The 14,298-nt window shown below is 37.2% G+C and carries 18 protein-coding genes and 1 riboswitch; of the genes, 4 read left to right on the forward strand and 14 right to left on the reverse strand.

Annotated features, from left to right (window positions below):
• Window positions 1-81: 81 nt before the first annotated feature.
• The 4 genes from FQ087_RS13170 to FQ087_RS13185 all read right to left on the reverse strand — a co-directional run bounded on the left by FQ087_RS13170 (window position 82) and on the right by FQ087_RS13185 (window position 3,192).
• On the reverse strand, window positions 82-945 hold the full coding sequence (locus tag FQ087_RS13170; RefSeq protein WP_149581052.1) for a YitT family protein: 864 nt from the start codon (window positions 943-945) through the stop codon (window positions 82-84).
• 206 nt (window positions 946-1,151) lie between these two features.
• The gene (locus FQ087_RS13175; RefSeq protein ID WP_149581053.1) at window positions 1,152-1,889 is read right to left on the reverse strand and encodes a hypothetical protein; all 738 of its coding nucleotides are present in this window, start codon (window positions 1,887-1,889) and stop codon (window positions 1,152-1,154) included.
• A 63-nt stretch (window positions 1,890-1,952) separates the two neighbouring features.
• Window positions 1,953-2,729 (reverse strand): hypothetical protein, encoded by a 777-nt coding sequence (locus tag FQ087_RS13180; RefSeq protein WP_149581054.1) that lies wholly within the window; start codon window positions 2,727-2,729, stop codon window positions 1,953-1,955.
• A 40-nt stretch (window positions 2,730-2,769) separates the two neighbouring features.
• Window positions 2,770-3,192: a hypothetical protein gene (locus FQ087_RS13185; protein WP_149581055.1), complete on the reverse strand. Its 423-nt coding sequence runs from the start codon at window positions 3,190-3,192 to the stop codon at window positions 2,770-2,772.
• Between the two features lie 395 nt (window positions 3,193-3,587).
• Window positions 3,588-3,671, forward strand: a riboswitch (cyclic di-GMP riboswitch).
• Between FQ087_RS13185 and FQ087_RS13190 the strand changes: the two genes are divergently transcribed.
• Window positions 3,635-4,663 carry a sensor histidine kinase gene (locus tag FQ087_RS13190; protein WP_149581056.1) on the forward strand — a complete coding sequence of 343 codons (1,029 nt, stop codon included), beginning with the start codon at window positions 3,635-3,637 and terminating at the stop codon, window positions 4,661-4,663. Its footprint overlaps the riboswitch before it by 37 nt.
• Window positions 4,663-5,307 (forward strand): response regulator, encoded by a 645-nt coding sequence (locus FQ087_RS13195; RefSeq protein WP_149581057.1) that lies wholly within the window; start codon window positions 4,663-4,665, stop codon window positions 5,305-5,307. The genes FQ087_RS13190 and FQ087_RS13195 overlap by 1 nt, the downstream gene beginning before the upstream one ends.
• 1,488 nt (window positions 5,308-6,795) lie before the next feature.
• On the opposite strand, the gene FQ087_RS23065 is transcribed toward FQ087_RS13195, so the two are convergent.
• The 3 genes from FQ087_RS23065 to FQ087_RS23075 form a co-directional block, all read right to left on the reverse strand.
• Window positions 6,796-7,158 (reverse strand): hypothetical protein, encoded by a 363-nt coding sequence (locus FQ087_RS23065; RefSeq protein WP_255452322.1) that lies wholly within the window; start codon window positions 7,156-7,158, stop codon window positions 6,796-6,798.
• Window positions 7,159-7,349: 191 nt separating this feature from the next.
• Window positions 7,350-7,550 carry a hypothetical protein gene (locus tag FQ087_RS23070; RefSeq protein WP_255452323.1) on the reverse strand — a complete coding sequence of 67 codons (201 nt, stop codon included), beginning with the start codon at window positions 7,548-7,550 and terminating at the stop codon, window positions 7,350-7,352.
• Window positions 7,551-7,572: 22 nt separating this feature from the next.
• Entirely contained in the window at window positions 7,573-7,698 is a 126-nt protein-coding gene (locus FQ087_RS23075; RefSeq protein WP_255452324.1) for a hypothetical protein, read from the reverse strand.
• Window positions 7,699-7,989: 291 nt separating this feature from the next.
• Between FQ087_RS23075 and FQ087_RS13205 the strand changes: the two genes are divergently transcribed.
• Complete coding sequence (locus tag FQ087_RS13205) at window positions 7,990-8,523, forward strand: hypothetical protein (RefSeq protein ID WP_149581058.1); 534 nt, start codon at window positions 7,990-7,992, stop codon at window positions 8,521-8,523.
• A 60-nt stretch (window positions 8,524-8,583) separates the two neighbouring features.
• Entirely contained in the window at window positions 8,584-9,447 is an 864-nt protein-coding gene (locus FQ087_RS13210; protein WP_149581059.1) for a CPBP family intramembrane glutamic endopeptidase, read from the forward strand.
• Window positions 9,448-9,924: 477 nt separating this feature from the next.
• Here the strand turns inward: FQ087_RS13210 and FQ087_RS13215 are convergent, their stop codons facing one another.
• From FQ087_RS13215 to FQ087_RS13245, 7 genes are all read right to left on the reverse strand, one after another.
• Window positions 9,925-10,656 (reverse strand): hypothetical protein, encoded by a 732-nt coding sequence (locus tag FQ087_RS13215; RefSeq protein ID WP_149581060.1) that lies wholly within the window; start codon window positions 10,654-10,656, stop codon window positions 9,925-9,927.
• 271 nt (window positions 10,657-10,927) lie between these two features.
• The gene (locus FQ087_RS13220) at window positions 10,928-11,482 is read right to left on the reverse strand and encodes a membrane lipoprotein lipid attachment site-containing protein (RefSeq protein ID WP_149581061.1); all 555 of its coding nucleotides are present in this window, start codon (window positions 11,480-11,482) and stop codon (window positions 10,928-10,930) included.
• Between the two features lie 47 nt (window positions 11,483-11,529).
• Entirely contained in the window at window positions 11,530-11,742 is a 213-nt protein-coding gene (locus FQ087_RS13225; RefSeq protein ID WP_255452370.1) for a DUF5085 family protein, read from the reverse strand.
• Window positions 11,743-11,758: 16 nt separating this feature from the next.
• Window positions 11,759-12,517, reverse strand: coding sequence for an ABC transporter ATPase (locus tag FQ087_RS13230; protein WP_149581063.1), 759 nt, complete (start codon window positions 12,515-12,517; stop codon window positions 11,759-11,761).
• A 270-nt stretch (window positions 12,518-12,787) separates the two neighbouring features.
• Window positions 12,788-13,165 carry a hypothetical protein gene (locus FQ087_RS13235; RefSeq protein ID WP_149581064.1) on the reverse strand — a complete coding sequence of 126 codons (378 nt, stop codon included), beginning with the start codon at window positions 13,163-13,165 and terminating at the stop codon, window positions 12,788-12,790.
• A gap of 227 nt (window positions 13,166-13,392) precedes the next feature.
• Window positions 13,393-13,842, reverse strand: coding sequence for a DUF5085 family protein (locus FQ087_RS13240; protein ID WP_255452325.1), 450 nt, complete (start codon window positions 13,840-13,842; stop codon window positions 13,393-13,395).
• Entirely contained in the window at window positions 13,839-14,294 is a 456-nt protein-coding gene (locus FQ087_RS13245; RefSeq protein WP_149581065.1) for a DUF5085 family protein, read from the reverse strand. Before FQ087_RS13245 ends, FQ087_RS13240 begins: the two co-directional genes overlap by 4 nt.
• Window positions 14,295-14,298 lie beyond the last annotated feature (4 nt).

A 14,298-nucleotide genomic window follows, 5' to 3' on the forward strand; every position in this document is an offset into this window, starting at 1 on the left:
CAAATCCGGATGTTGGCCCTTTTTTACACATGAAAAGAAGTGTAGTCCGATTGAGGTCTACACTTCTTTTTGTTGTTTATCTCAATGAATTGGTGATTTAAATTGGCCGCCGTGTGCTTCTTGCGTGTTCATGATTGTTAAAAATGCTTTCGCATCAACTTCATTGACAATTTGTTTCAACTTACTTATTTCTAGACGCGTCACAACGACGTAAATGACGTCTTTTTCATTGTTGTTATAACCGCCGCTGCCTTTTAGGTTCGTAATACTTCTGCCAAGACGCTCATTGATGGCACTGCCTAGTTCTTCGTATTCATCAGAAACGATAATAACTGCTTTGGTTTCATCCAAACCTTGGATAACTGCATCGATCGTTTTCGAAGCGATATAATACGTCAAAATCGAATACATTGCCTGCTCCATTCCGAGTACAAAACCCGCCCAGGCGAAGATGAAGATGTTGAAAAACATTACAAATTCTCCGACAGAAAACGGTATTTTTTTCGTCAATAATATACCAAGAATCTCTGTTCCGTCGAGTGCACCGCCGTTACGAATAACAAGCCCTACGCCTGCACCGAGCAGCAACCCTCCGAAAACAGTGGCAAGTAGTGGATCTGTTACAAAAGGCTCAAACGATTGAAGCGGAATTTCTACAAGCGCAAGTGCAACAATCGCAAAAGCGGAAGATATAAAAAAGTTCTTCCCAATATATTTGTAACCAAAAAATAGGAACGGCAAGTTAATTATAAGAATGAGTAAACCAAATGGGATATCCGTTAAATAGTTAAGGATAAGTGAAATCCCGATGATCCCGCCGTCAATAATAGAGTTTGGTACAAGAAATAATTCAATAGCGGCAGCTGCCATCGTAGCTCCAACTAAAATGAAGAAGTAGCGGAAAATGAAATGAATGCGTGTTTCTTTTTTGTGCTGTTTTTTCATGAAGGGGTTACAGTCCTTTTTGCAGTTTTTTGGTAACTACCATTATCCCCCTCTTTGCTTGCTGTGTAAATAATGAAATGAAATGCTTTTCCATTGTATTCGTTCACACTTCATCTCTTCTAAAAGCGCATGTGCCGTTTTGTGCTAAACATCGTCGAGAACCTAAAAACTCCTCATTCACTATATAATGAGGAGTTTTTTGTGGTTTATTGAGCTGATTCAGATTCTACTGTTGGTTCAGGTGTCGGCTCCGGCGTTGGTTCTACTTCAGGTGTTGGAGCTGGATCCGGTTTCGTCGCTGATTCTGGTTCAGGTGCTGGATTTGGTTTGGTTCCTGCATCTGGTTCAGGCGTTGGTGTTGGTTCCGGATTCGTTCCCGTCTCAGGTTTCAATGCCGAATCCTCCCCCTTTTCACCTTCTGGTTTAAGGTCCGGTGTCAATTCCGTCCCAGGTTCAGGAGTGGTTTCAGGTTTGCCTTCTACTTCAGGTTGTTGGGGCGGTACCAATTCGATAGGTGTAGAGGGTTTATTCAATTCTTCGACCGCTTTTTCGTACTTTGCATCTAGGTCAGCAATGATGGCCTGTTTTTCTTCAGTTAGATCGGTTTTCATATCCGCTTTCAAATTAGCAGCATATTCTTGTAGCGCAAGTGTCCGGCGATTTTGTTCGTCAATCGTGAATGCCTCCAGCTCTTTCTTGGCACTCTCCATCTCTTCCTGCAAAGCTACTTTCAAATCGTCCATAAGTCGATCTTTTTCTGCAGTGATTGCCGCCGCTATCTCCTGTTCAGACGCCGTCTTCTTGGCTCCAAACCAATTAGCAAATGAACTTTCAATACTCTGTCCAGCAAAAGCCATATTCATGCCGCTTCCTAAACCAATACTTATTAGAAAGGCACCTAGTAATATGGTTACCTTTTTATAGTTCTTGAGTTTGTTTAGCATAGTTACACCTCCATTTAAAAAATAAGGACCTCTTTGAATGAGGTCCTTATTTAAAGTTAGAAATTACTTACCATTAATTCCTTTAACTAGTGCATCCATTTCGGCTTCAGCAGCAAGTTGAAGTCCTTTTGCTGTATTAGTAATGATTTTTTCCTGATCTTTAACTAATTTATTTTTCAGATTAGTTACTTCTTTACGGAGTTCCACAATTTTCGCATCAATTAATCCTTTAATCTCCTCAACAGTTGAACCTGTTTTCTTATCTAATTGAGCTTGAAGTTCTTCCTTCGCCACTTTGATTGTCTCTTCCAAATCTTTAATAGCTTGTGTAGTCACTTTGTTTACATCCGTTTTAACTTTTTCATTCGCAGTATTCCCTGCTACTCCTGTGTATTGAGTTAAATCATTTTTTGCGTATGCCAAGGCATCATCACCAGCTTGATTAATTATGCTTTTTGCAAAATTTGATAGGCCACCAAATTGACTGGCCAAATAGGTCTCGATATGTGCTTTTTCTTCTTTTATTGAATCAATGTGCTCTCTGCTCTTGGCATCAATATTTTTATTCGCTACGCCAGCTACGAATTCACCTTTTGCATTAATGCTATCTGTAGCATCAGTTTTTAGTCCATTGTATTCAGTTAATAATCCCTCTGCTTTACTACTCGCATACGACGTAACTTGGCTTGTTACTTCAGTAGATGCCTTGCCAAATTGCCCATCGTACCATAATTTAAGATTTGCTCCTGCATCTGTTGCTCCTAACGCTACTCCGCCACCTGATACGAGTCCTACTGCCAGTACGCCTGCGATTACTTTACCTTTTACTGTTTTGATCATTTTTACTATCCCCTTTTATCATATTGGTTTGTATGAGTGCTTACTCACTTAATACTTCTTCTACCATCTTTTCGAATTCCAGATCGATGACTTCTTCAATGTTCTGCTTGTCCACAAAATCATCAAAGTTTAAGCTTTCTAGCTCGGCAACCGTTTTGTTCAGGCTATTTATCGTATTGGCCTTATACTCTTCGATGTCGGCCTCAGTTTCTCTTACTTTGTCGTCACTGAAACTTGCAAGTGCGTCATCAATGCTTTGTTTAGATTCTTCCAAAAAAGCATTAACGTCTTTCAGGACCACTATAATTCCGGTTGCGGTAGCGGCACCCACTTTTTTACTTTCCTCCAACAATGCATCCTTGTACCAAGCAGAAAGGTTTTGTCCTGGATTCATACTTGCGTATATTGTTCCTGCACCCAATAAGAAGGCGAATACCAGGAAAACCCCAAGAACTTTTTTCATCGTTAACACCTCATTAGTAGAATTCATTCATCTTTATTTAACAATCTCCCCCAATACCTTTTCCGGCTCAGTTACCGTGTTTGGAACTACTTTTAGTATAGGTCCGTTTCTACTCGTTATCCTCACTCTAGAGTCTAATTTCCTGAAGCCATTGGACTACTATGTTGTTCTACTTTAGGTGAATGCTGGTGTACTTTTGTACCAGAGCTAATCTATCTTTGCATGAATAGTTTATAGATTAACCCCCACTTCTTTACTATAGACACGCAATAAGTAATACAAATATTCCCGAATCGCTAAAATGCACGTTTTTCAAACAAAAAAAGAACCCCCTCAACCGCAAGAGATGACGTAATATTCAAGATAATCTGGTTATAATAGGTAATATAAAGACTATAGTTTTCGGATACTATGAGATACATCCTGTATATGGGCACCTTGGATGTATGGAGTTATTGGTGCAACCGACCTGATTACACTTGGACAGCCTGTTCAAGTTATTCGGGTTTTTGTTATGACATTAAGAGGAGTGATGGACATCAGAAAAAGTCCCACCACTAAAGGCAATCTATTGTCTTATTACCGGTACATTTCACTAGCAGTAGTATCTGTTTTTTTCTTACTCAATCCCCAGTTCATTAAAGCGGGAGTAGTTGTTGCTCTGGCTGTTGTAGCTTGGATAATTATTGATGCACAAAGAAAGTATTTGTGGAATAACAAAGTTCTACAATCAATCTTGGATACACAGCAAGATGAACTCCTACACATTAAGAAAGAACTTTCCGAAACAATGCTTGAGAGAGCTCACTTGGACCAACTGATTATAATAGAAGAACAGAATCGCATTGCCAACGAAATCCATGACCGTATTTCACAACGATTGTTCGGTATTGTTTACTCCCTGCACAGTTTACAAGCAAAAAGTCGTACGATGACGAATGACGAATTAAATGATGAATATCAATTCCTTTCCCAGTCGGCGAATACGACATTAAAGGAACTTCGTGCAGCGATTTACCGACTCAGCTCGCTGAAGAAAGGTGAAGAACCATTTATTCACCTCTTGAAAAAGTATTTGGACGAGTACTCGCGCCTAGTTGACGTTCAAATTGATCATCAAATAACGGGCGATGAAGCATGGATGTCAGACGCATTAAAGCAGGCACTTTACAGAGTCATCAGTGAAGCTTGCGGAAATGCAGTTCGGCATGGGCAATGTACGGTTATTGAACTTCGATTATCTTTACTTCAGGAGAAAATCGTAATGGAAATTCAAGATAACGGGATCGGGATTAACGTGCACAAATATGATGGCCAAAAGGAAATTGGAATCGGTCTCTCTAATATACAAAACACTGTCAATTCTTTTAAAGGCACGTTTTCAATAGAAGGAATACCCGGTTTTGGGACAGCAATGCGAGTTGAAATTCCTAATTTAACAATACGAAAGAAGGAAGAGGCGGTAGTATAATGCAAATTGTTATTGTCGACGATCATCCATTAGTTAGAAAAGGATTAACATCCATATTTGCTTTAGATACAGCGATTGAGATACTTGGGGAAGCTACGAATAAAAGAGAGGCGCTAGCTCTTTTCCGAACGACTAAACCTAATCTAGCGATAGTGGATCTTCGATTGGGCAATGAATGCGGTTTAGACTTAATCATAGAAGCGAAACAACAAGGGATAACTTCTAAATTCGTCGTGCTAACTTCATCGATGGAAGAGCTAGACTTTCAGCGGGCGAAGGAAATTGGAGTAGATGGCTATGTATTAAAAGAGGCTTTACCTGAGGAGCTCATACATGCACTGCAAATTATTTACAGGGGCAGAAAGTATTACGATCCGGGAGTACTTGATTTTGTGATGAAATCGCGAGAAAGCCCCTTTGAAAAGGATCGACATTTTGAGCAGTTAACACCTAAGGAAAAGGAAGTACTACTAGAACTCGGCATGGGCCAATCCAATAAGCAAATTTCACAGACTCTATACATCACGGAATACACCGTCAAAAAACACGTCAGTCAAGTATTAGCAAAATTAGAACTAGCTGACAGAACACACGCGGCATTATATGCCAATGCAAAAGGTTTAGTGACTTATAGTGTTAATTGAATCCAGGTCTGTAGATTGTCCACAAAATAACTCGATGAAAAATATGCGGTTCTTATACGGTTGCATGTCTTGATGTTTAGGGATGCTAAAAGTTAGCAAGTATCACATTGTACAGCGTGCTAAAGTGCCCGAAATTGTATCTTCGGGCACTTACAAGCTCGATAGAAAGGTAGCTATTCTTCCGTTCTACGAAGTAATTGCATTTTCAATTGAAGTGTGTAGGTACGCTGCGGACAGTTATACGCATCAGGATTACTAGTTATATATGATCGGTTTAGCGTGTTTTATGATCGGTACACCGGGATATATGCTCGGTCTGCTTTGGTTTATGATCGGTCTACCGTGATTTATGATCGGTCTGCTTTGGTTTATGCTCGGTCTACCGTGATATATGATCGGTCTGCTTTGGTTTATGCTCGGTCCACCGGGATATATGATCGGTCTGCTTTGGTTTATGCTCGGTCTACCGTGATATATGATCGGTCTGCTTTGGTTTATGCTCGGTACACATAAACAACATCAAACGGCTATTTCACATCTTATTTTTGATGGACTGATTGACTTTAGATTCAGCGTTTGTGACATAAAAAAATATCATTTTTCGTGAATTTAAGAATCACACCTTCACTTCTTTCTTCTCTTGATTTTCTTGTTTCTTTATTTATGTTTCTTTCGCTTTTTCACTGGCAGGTTCCTTTGATTTTTCGGCAATCCAAAATGAGGATAAACTTTCTTAAGTGTTTCCTCATTATTGCTAAAAAAAATGTACCTATGAATTGATGTTGAGAAATAAGACGTTAATACAGAAAAAAGAGAATATAAAAATATTATAATCATCATCTTTATCGATTCACTAAAAATAAACGTCATTATCATTTGTGCCAATATATAACCAATTCCGGAAGCAGTAACAATCCAGGATGTATTTCCTGATTCTTTATTTTGTAATTTATGATAAGTACCGCTATATAAAGCTTTGTAATTTATCCAATTCATGATTAGTAAAAGACTAAAGAAAAGTACAATCCCGAAAATGAATGGTAACTTACTTGAAACTTGGAGATGTAAATAATCGCCCATATATGCAACAAGGCAGTCGGGATTACTGCTGCCATTAAAAATTCAAAAGAGAGTGGTTCAGCCAATAAGGGGAAAATCCCGAAAAAGTCTAGGAACAAAAGGAAAAATGTGATGATATTTCTCCGGTTTTCTTTAGGTGTTTATAAATTTAAATAAGACAAGGTAATTTTATCTACCTCTGCTTGACTACTCATTTTCTCCATCTCCTAAACATAGCCTGTTCCTGTGGTAATCAAAGTCATCTGTTATTCGTATAATAATCATACGGTCTTTAAGGGTATAACTGTCAATATCAAATTCCTCTATCCCCCATAATTGTAAAACTATTTTCTTCAATTAGAATAAACAGTTCGGCAGTGGGATTGCTCATAATGGAAAAGAACATCTTTCCAACTTCCTTCCAACAGCTTAGTCTTCAGATTCTAAATACCCTCTCTTATCGAAATTAAAGCTTTTGAATCGGAACTTGCAATACAAGATAACGAGCTGCTCCGGCAACACAAAAATCATCGTATAGAATACGGCAAAGCAAATGACTGTTATGATGGCCCCTTCGATATCGGCTAAATTGTACGTTCTCACAGCAAACTGAATGATAAACACAAGTCCAGTACTTCCGATAATCGCTGCCGGAATATACGTTTTCTTTTCGAATTCCGCTCGAAGTTCATCTCGTTTCGAACCCTTACGATACTTCCCTTTTCTCAATAAAATAGAAAACCGGATGACAGTAGCAATAAAGAGCAAGACTCCAAATGACAATGTCACCATTGTAAATGTCAGCAGTGACTTTTCTGAGACTTCCTGGTTCTCTCCTACTAAAAATAACCCGCTGATGTATAAGAATACTGCTGCAACATTTTATGAAACTAAAATAGATACGAGATATTGTGTTTTTGATTTCTTTTATAAATAAACGCAATCGCATAGATCGCGGACAGGATAACTAATATTACTGTAACTCAGAAATGAACTGTAAGTATCTGATCTTTATATGGAAAGTTTGTCATTCTTCCCAGGACTGTATATTCCAGATAGTAAGCCAAGGTTTGCAATAAGATCCCCAAAACAAGTGCTCCGCCGAGTGCATTGGGGCTTTGTCTACCTGATTCAAGAGGCCCTATAAGTACCTCGAAATCCTTTACAGTCAGTTTCGCGAACATCTAATTCTTCCTCTCTACACTTTCATTCCTGTTCATGCGTATTTACTTCCCCTGTGCATGACATCCGATATTTCTGTAACAATTTCACTATTTGTACTGTTTTCGCCTTCTGGTGATTACGGCCAATGAAATCTACCACTCGTGACATGTTTTTTACCACCAAGTGACATAGATTGTACCAGTGAGTGACAATACCTTTACCACTTCATACCTTCTGGATAATCAAAGATAATAAATATACTTTTCAGAAATGTAAATGCTATACTTGCTTTATAAACTCGGCTAATTCGTAATAAAGTCTTTATGCCGCAATCGGGCCAGATTAAAGAATAATTATGAAGTTGAAACTTGATTTTGCTTAAATCGTAATAAATATAAGAGTGAGGAATATAAAAAAATGCATAACCATGAATAAGCCACTAAGAAAGGTGGGGTACAAATGAAACAATATCAATTCATTGATGTGGTATACATGAAAAAAAAGAATGCTATTCAAGTTGAAAATAGGGAGAAAGAGAGTGTTGGAACCATCGGAAAAGCAGATATTTCAGGATGTGAAAAGAGAAGTGTAGTATCATTTACTGCTCACAAAGGATCCGAAATTAAGATAGGGATTAAAAAAAGAAATATCACAAACTTACTTGTTGCTACATATATCATTAAAACAGAAGAGAATACCTATTTTTTAAAAGATAAGCCTGGGAATAGCCTACTCTACTTTTGTGTTGTAGGAAATATCGATGGTCAAGACATACGTATTGAAGAAAATTGGAGCAGCGAGATAGAAGTGAAAATAGACCATATTCACATAGCTACTATCAAAGCAAATGAATTCACGTTTAAGACAACCATACTCACTGAAAACAATATTTACGAATCATCTTTATTTTTTGCTATTACTATATTGATGTATTTTATGTATAAAATTTATAAGAATGAATCCGAGTTTATTGAAGATATATTGTTTGATTAATGCGGACACAACTATGTACTTATGTTTAACGTCAAAGTCTCAATATAAAGGAGCATCTAATTGGATTCATTGAAGTTTAGAATTAGTCGATTGGGTTTGTATTTTCTACTAGTATCTGTATTTCTCTTTGTATCGGGTAATGTCGGACGATATTTAATAGAAACTCAAGATATTGAAAGAAAAGTAGCCATGCTCCTACAAGGGGTGATTTTTACTGGGTTAACGCTCATTGTACTTTATATACTGAAGAGAAAAAGTCCCGAATCGTTTAAAAGTATCGGCTTAAAAGGTGTAAATTCATCATCTAAGATGGCTATTGGAATTGCATTGCCTTTTATCTTACTTGTAGTAGGTATTTTAACGGCCTATTTATTCGGTGGGATTGAAAATCTCAGTATGAACTTGACAACTAGTGTTGTAATTTCCGTTTTAATCAATACAATAACAGCATTTATGTACGAAGCATTTCCAGAAGAAATCTTTATACGTGGTTTAATATTTGAAGAGTTGCAAAAAAAGTTCCGCTTTTTTACTTCGTTAATTTTACAACCGCTAATCTTTATTTGTGTACCGATAACAGTGATTGCAATAGAATCAATATTCTTTGATAAGCCATTTGCACTAACTATAGATTATTTTATATTACTCTTCGCTTTCGGAATTGCTCTACAGCTTTATAGAGCATATACCGGTTCGCTATGGATGAATATAATATTTCATATGGTTTACCTTGAAGTAGCGAGATATATTTCTCTGGGAGGTATATATGAATCAGGTGTTACGCTTTTAGAGTTTGATGAGACGTTTGATGGTTTCATGTCGCTTTACTTATCATTTTTGTTTATTGTAATACTTAGTGTCGTGGTGTTATCAGTCTTAATATTAAATGATAAAAGAAAAATAAGACGTAACAGCTCTCTATGATTAGGATTTCATAAAAATGCTTTAGAATTAAAAATCTATCACAATCGGGTGCGTTTGTGTAAGATCATAAGCCTAATTCCTCGTTCAAGGTACGTGGGGTTAGGCTTTTATCTTCCAAAATCCTTAACACTTTTTATTTTCACATTCTTGACGTTACATCACCGGTAAACTCATTGGCAGCAAGTGGTAAAATTCGTGACAATCGCTGGTAAAAACTATAGCAGTAATGGTACATTCTCGTGGCTGTAATCATCTAGCAATTCCACTTCATTTTCATTGATCATTTTAAATGTCCAATTGCCTGTTGGTGACGTTAGTATAAGTAATCCTTCAATCGACCACTTATTTACTGTCTTCTTTATAAAACAACATCAAAAAGATATTTCACATCTTATTTTTGATGGAATGATTGGCTTTGTATTTAGCTTTTGTAACATAACGAAAATATCATTTTCCGTAAACTCTGGAATCATATCTTCACTTCTTTCTCTTACTTTTTTTAGATTCGTCTTGTCTTTCATTCAGTGGTAAACCAAAATCAGGATACACCTGTTTCACAAGATCCTTGTTTTTGACAATATAAAAGTAACGATGCAGATATACAGAAAAATAAGCTGTTACAATTGATAATAGTGAAATTAAAAAAATGAAAAACATCATTTTTGCAGATTCACTATAGACAAACATTAAAATAAGCTGGCCGATTACATACCCTAATCCTGCGAATGATAGCCATCGAACATTAATACTCTCCATCTGTTGCATTTTATGATATGTTCCTGTGTACAACGCCTTTATATTCAACCAGTTCATCGTCGCCAATAAGCCGATAAAGAGAAGAAATCCAATTACAAAAGGACCTTTCCCTTCTACTCCTAAGTGAAGATACAGTAATTTTTGTATTACCAAAAAGTAGACATAGGTATTGACAACTCCATATACTCCGAAAAACAGATAATAAGACTTTTCAAACTTGTATGGCGCGATTATATAGATTAATGCCCAAGATTGTAGAATAATCACTGGCACGATTGACAACTTAAAATATGTGGCTGAAAAAGGTACAGCAATAATTGGAATCATTCCTATCACATATAGAAAAATCAAAAAAAACGCGATAATATTTCCTTTATTTTCTTTAGGCGTTTGGAACCTCAAATAAGACAACATAATTTTATCTATTCCTGCTTGACCACTTGATTTCCCCATCTCATAATCTCCCAGTTCAATCATTTATTTTTTCTTTTCTTTCGTTTTTTAAGTTTTATAGGTCTTTCATTCATTGGTAAACCAAATTCCGGATAATCGTGCTTTACACTATCGATAGTGGAGAAATTATAACTACACTAATAAGTACTATTGTAGATTCACCGTAGACAGATGATAGGATAATCTGATCGATTACATATCCCATTCCTACAAATGATAAATACGAAAGTCTAAAAGCGTTGCAATCATAAGTAGCATTGCAACGCTTTTATTAATTTACTGATTCAAATTTAAAATTATCCATCTTCACAACTTGGTTATCCTGTTCAAGTGTGTCGATGAGTGCTTCTTGTTCAGCTGTTATATTAATGGAGAATGGAACTGCATGGTTCGATTGTATGATACCTGTTTCCTGCTCGGAAAGGTTCACTTCAACGCCATCCCATACGAACTCACCATTATCATGACCTAATGTATAGTCGAATTTGATATTTTTCATGGGTTCATCCAAACGATTGACGGCTAAAAAAAGCAATGAAGCGTTTTCTGTCCCACTATCTATGATATCGATAATATTAATACTGAAATCATTGGCGAGTCCCATATCTGCATTTTCCATAATCATTCGATTTAGCTCTTTATAGACTTCACTATTTTCAATCGTTACACCGGCTTCTTCGTCCGCTTTTAATAATTGCAAAGTAAGTGTCTCTTGTTCAACTGTTTTATCCACTATTTCTTCAGCACCTTGTTGTTTATTGTCGTCGTTTGAGGCACATCCCGCCAATAGTAATACTACTGTCAAAAAAAATATTGTTTTTCTCATGTGAATCCTCCTAATCTAATTTCAAATATCCATTCATTGATTCTTCATCATTGCACTCCTACAGACATCTCCACATTGGTTTGCCCTGCATTCGTTTCTTTGAACTCTACGAATATGGGCGTTTTTTGACTCATTTCATGTTCTTCAATATAGGTGAGAAGCTCCCAAAACGTAGCCTGTGACGGGGCATCAAAGTCAGCTGTTATTCGAGTCATACTCATACAATCTATGAGGAAATAACTGCTGAAATTGACTTCCACTTCTATAGGAGTGGTATCAGCCAATCTTACTTCCTTTGGCTGAGTCTTCAGAATCCAAATAACCTCTCTTATCGAAATTAAAGCTTTTGAAGCGGAACTTGCAATACAAGATAACGAGCTGCTCCGGCAACACAAAAATCATCGTATAGAATAAAACAAAGCATATGACTGTTAGGAAGGCATCTTCGATATCGGCCAAATTGAAAGTTCTAACGATAAATTGAATGATAAACAAAAAAGCAGTACTTCCAATAATCACTGCCGGAATATACGTTTTCTTTTCGAATTTCGCTCGAAGTTCATCTCGTTTCGAGCGATACTTCCCTTTTCCCAATAAAATAGAAAATCGGATGACAGTAGCTGTAAAGAGCAAGACTCCAAATGACAATGTCAGTAGTGAATTTCCTGGAATTTCCTGGTTCTCTCCTATTAAAAATAACCCGCAGATATAAAAGGATACTGCTGCAATGTTTTGTGAAACTAAAATTGATACTAGATATTGTGTTTTTTGACTTCTTTTATAAATTAGCGGAATCGCATATATCACGGACAAGATAACTATAGCTACTGTAATCCAGAAATGAATTGTGAGTATCTGATCTTTAAATGGAAAGTTCGTCATTCTTCCAAGTACTGTATATTCCAGATAGTATACTAGGATTTGCATGAAGACACCCAAAACAAGTGCTCCGCCGAGTGCATTGGGGCTTTGTCTGCCCGATACCAGTGGTTCACGGAGTACATCTACATCATCGATTGTTAAGCTTTTCAACAAAATAAGGTTCTCTCCAATCTCCACTATTTACAACCGGGGAGATGGACGCCGCTCGTGGGATTATGATCGGTCATGTGGGTTATATGGTCGCTTCTCCACGTCTTATGCTCGGTCTGCTTTGGGTTATGATCGGTTCAACGTGATATATGATCGGTCTGCTTTGGGTTATGATCGGTTCAACGGGATATATGCTCGGTCTGCCAGTTTTTATGATCGGTACAACGTGATATGTGATTGATCTCCCTGCATAATAGAGATACATCAGAAAAATCATTCCTCTTGACTCACTTGAATTGAATGTTTTGTTAAATATTCCTTTTTAAAGCCGGAATAGTGCGAGGTCCACATGTTATGTACAAAATACAAAAATGGCAGCGCGGCTACTGGCAATAGAAATAAAAAGAACCAATATGGACTCTCCTTAATTCCTAATACAGTACCGCCTATGATACCAAACAGAATATAAAGCATAGAAATAAAACAAAGACTTGCGTAGACGAGAAAAAAACCGGTATTCATATAAACTAATACATACATTTTCATCTTTTGACTTCTTCCTTGTACGAGTTGACTGAACTTCCAATTCGCCTTTATTTCCGCAGCGGATTGTTTCAATACTTCCCATACGTTTCTCATAATTTTCTTCACATTTTCTTGACCTCCATAAATTCTCTAAACATAAAAGCGCTACAACTTCGGAATTTATTATTGGTACGCCTGGAGATATGATCAGTTGGCAGCAGGAATTAGGCGGTCATCCGCGGTATTTGGGCAGCCTCACTTGTTATATACGCAAGCACACCACAAAACTCCAAAAAACCTTAAATGGCCTAGAACCAGTCAAGGTTTTTTTGACCTAATCTTCTTATCAAGTATTACAAAACCCCTACACTCATCTCCGTATAGGTCTGCCCCGCGCGGCTTTTTTTGTACTCTACAAAAATAGGTGTTTTTTGATTTTTTTTATCTGCGTTCATATACTCAATGAGCTCCCAATACTTCACTTGGGCTTCCACGTCAAAATTGCCTTTGATTCGTGTCGTGAGCATATGGTCAACTAGGAAATAGCTGTGAAAATTAACTTCTGCTTCCTTCGGTATTGTGAAATGATTTCCTTTAATAGGAAGGAATAATTCAGCTGTCATGACTTCATCGGTCGGATCGCTGATGATTGAAAAGAACATCGGCCCCGTAATTTGATAGCCATACCCGTCTAGAATCGAGACAAAATCCGTTAAAGCAAGATCAATTTCTTCGGGTAAAAAGTTATATAGTTTGGACGCGACATTGCGGTATGCAATCTGATGGTTTTCTGCAATCATCATGCATCGCCCTGCTCTTTTATCGGTACATAGAGATCGATGATGATATCCCCGTAGACATCCAGTAAGACGCAATAATAGGTAGTGTCCAATTCGATTTGTTGCGTGTTGGCATATGCCTTCACTTCTTCATAGGCAGCAGCGAAATCCATTTTTTCATCAGCCTGCCGTAGCGCCAATGCACTTCCGATGCTTAGGTTTTCATGGAAAGTAAAATCAGACTCATCTACTAAAACAACTGGACTGCTGATTGGCAAGTAGTAGGTGAATTTTCCGGACGTTTCATCTCCTAGGTTTTGAACAAACGAGAAAAACACCGGACCGTTTTTGTAGACATCTTTATTGAGCGTGAACTCTTCTAGCATGAAGATGGCTTCTTGCCAGTTCTCTTTTTTTTGTTCCGTTTTATATGTTATTACGTTATTGAAAATCAGTGAACGTTTTTCAATCCCCATTTAC

The sequence above is a fragment of the Sporosarcina sp. ANT_H38 genome, assembly GCF_008369195.1.
In the GTDB taxonomy this organism is placed as follows: domain Bacteria; phylum Bacillota; class Bacilli; order Bacillales_A; family Planococcaceae; genus Sporosarcina.

Bases quoted from the DNA above. Each gene is read 5' to 3' on its own strand.
- FQ087_RS13220 (WP_149581061.1), bottom strand. From the start codon at position 11,482: ATGAGAAAAACAATATTTTTTTTGACAGTAGTATTACTATTGGCGGGA.
- FQ087_RS13245 (WP_149581065.1), bottom strand. From the start codon at position 14,294: ATGGGGATTGAAAAACGTTCACTGATTTTCAATAACGTAATAACATAT.
- FQ087_RS13180 (WP_149581054.1), bottom strand. From the start codon at position 2,729: ATGATCAAAACAGTAAAAGGTAAAGTAATCGCAGGCGTACTGGCAGTA.
- FQ087_RS13170 (WP_149581052.1), bottom strand. From the start codon at position 945: ATGAAAAAACAGCACAAAAAAGAAACACGCATTCATTTCATTTTCCGC.
- FQ087_RS13190 (WP_149581056.1), top strand. From the start codon at position 3,635: ATGTATGGAGTTATTGGTGCAACCGACCTGATTACACTTGGACAGCCT.
- FQ087_RS13185 (WP_149581055.1), bottom strand. From the start codon at position 3,192: ATGAAAAAAGTTCTTGGGGTTTTCCTGGTATTCGCCTTCTTATTGGGT.
- FQ087_RS23070 (WP_255452323.1), bottom strand. From the start codon at position 7,550: ATGTTCGCGAAACTGACTGTAAAGGATTTCGAGGTACTTATAGGGCCT.
- FQ087_RS13205 (WP_149581058.1), top strand. From the start codon at position 7,990: ATGAAACAATATCAATTCATTGATGTGGTATACATGAAAAAAAAGAAT.
- FQ087_RS13215 (WP_149581060.1), bottom strand. From the start codon at position 10,656: ATGGGGAAATCAAGTGGTCAAGCAGGAATAGATAAAATTATGTTGTCT.
- FQ087_RS13195 (WP_149581057.1), top strand. From the start codon at position 4,663: ATGCAAATTGTTATTGTCGACGATCATCCATTAGTTAGAAAAGGATTA.
- FQ087_RS13175 (WP_149581053.1), bottom strand. From the start codon at position 1,889: ATGCTAAACAAACTCAAGAACTATAAAAAGGTAACCATATTACTAGGT.
- FQ087_RS23065 (WP_255452322.1), bottom strand. From the start codon at position 7,158: ATGGTGACATTGTCATTTGGAGTCTTGCTCTTTATTGCTACTGTCATC.
- FQ087_RS13240 (WP_255452325.1), bottom strand. From the start codon at position 13,842: ATGATGATTGCAGAAAACCATCAGATTGCATACCGCAATGTCGCGTCC.
- FQ087_RS23075 (WP_255452324.1), bottom strand. From the start codon at position 7,698: ATGTCACGAGTGGTAGATTTCATTGGCCGTAATCACCAGAAGGCGAAA.